The sequence below is a fragment of the Providencia sp. M-27 genome (assembly GCF_011077905.1).
GTDB classification, from domain to species: domain Bacteria; phylum Pseudomonadota; class Gammaproteobacteria; order Enterobacterales; family Enterobacteriaceae; genus Providencia; species Providencia huaxiensis.
Map to the genome: position 1 here is coordinate 1 of NZ_JAALBT010000056.1, position 1,706 is coordinate 1,706.

The following is a 1,706-nucleotide window of genomic DNA, read 5'->3' on the forward strand; positions in this document are numbered from 1 at the left end:
GCATAAACTTACCTAAAAAATAAAATTCAGTTTTATGATAACTTTACTGTTAAAAGAAGTCTAGACAACCTTGTTTTATGCTTGGATATAAGGCTTATTACGTTTCCAAAAAAACCAGAAATGATAAAAAATGAGCTTAACGTACAATAATTTTCGATATCCAAACTGACCCCAATAAAGAAGATTCAACGTAAAACGAAGACAGAAGAAATTGATATCAGTTGTTCGGTTAAACCGAACAACTGATGCTTTTAAGGATTGTTAGATGTTGTCGTCAATAGCCCAATACGATGAGCCGCTTGGCATTGCTGGAGATTGTTCAAGATGCTCAATTCCCATATCTTTAGCAACATACTGAGCTACATCATGAGACACGTGACCATCATCCAAGTCCGAAGCTATCATTGCTTGTGAGTAAACAAAAAAGGGAGGATGTTCCTTAAAATCACGTTGCCTCATCCAGGCTTGCACTGAGCGAGAAAAATATCCCCACAATTTGTTTTTATATAAAGCAGCTTGGTCAGCGATAGTTGGATTAGGATCGTTCAATTGAACGGATTTGGCCTTTTCAAACATTTCATAAGTAAACAAAGGTCTCCCGAAATACTCACTAGCAGAAGACAATAGAGTACAGAACTGATGATGTAGAACTCTATCCTCAGCCAAGTTTGGCACGTAATTCAAACCACACTTGTCGCAAATAACAGCATGACCTAAACCATCGTATTCAGGCGGCATCATTTCGACAACTGTATTGGACTGAACGCTCCTCAATTCATTCAAATATTTTTCAGTGACAAAAGTACCTGAATCAGAATCCTTTGGAAGGTGAAAATACTTAACCTCAGGGTCATAGTACCAATAACCTCCGCGTCCATTAGTGTAGCGTTTGCCTGTTATAACCACTGTGTACACAGTCATTGAACCTGCTGTGATGCTGGGGTTTTCCGAGTATGCTTTTCTTCTCCTCTCACAAAGCTCGGCGGATAATTCGTTTGACATAACTCGTACTGAGTCAAAAAGATTAATATCCAATATTTCAACTATATAGGATGTTGCCGCGTCAGGATTCGCATCAACCGGAGCTCGTTTTAAAAAAGGCACAGGAAGATCTAAGTCATAAGCGATAGGTGGTCGCTCAGTTAAAGCTTGATCTGTATTTTCAGAAAGCCCAGCCCCAGCCCAGTGGTTCCAATTTTTATAACCCTGAGCCTTAGCTAGTGCATGAAGGAGTTTGATTGGTTTCAGCGAAACATTAAAATCATCTTTCAATGTTGATGACAGTTTTCTTGCGAGATATTCAGCGTTTGATTTCGAGCCAAACGATATCGTGGTAGTTTTCATATTAAAGCAACTCCAAATTAACGGGGTATCTATGAAAGGTTGCCCTGATTACCTGCCAAGCCCCCAGTTAAATGAATCTGCATTAACACGGTTAGACATTTGCAAAGATAAAATCACCTGTTTCACAGGGCGGTCTAGTCAAAAGACTGGTCAAGGACTTGAGCATATTTCAGCGCGAAATCGTAATGACCCCTGAATGATAGCAAGTACATATCAAATGACACACTGTAGAACTGCCCGTTGAGGGCAATCAGGCAGAGAACGGCACTGTTGCAAATAGTCGGTGGTGATAAACTTATCATCCCCTTTTGCTGATGGAGCTGCACATGAACCCATTCAAAGGCCGGCATTTTCAGCGTGAC

The 1,706-nt window shown here is 40.3% G+C and carries 2 protein-coding genes; both read right to left on the reverse strand.

The window, feature by feature from the left end; genetic code table 11:
* Positions 1-261: 261 nt before the first annotated feature.
* Positions 262-1,344 (reverse strand): hypothetical protein, encoded by a 1,083-nt coding sequence (locus G6Q48_RS21900; RefSeq protein WP_032073039.1) that lies wholly within the window; start codon positions 1,342-1,344, stop codon positions 262-264.
* Positions 1,345-1,478: 134 nt separating this feature from the next.
* Positions 1,479-1,706, reverse strand: a 228-nt coding sequence (locus tag G6Q48_RS22710; RefSeq protein ID WP_207393067.1) for a hypothetical protein, incomplete at its 5' end; no start/stop codon positions are given.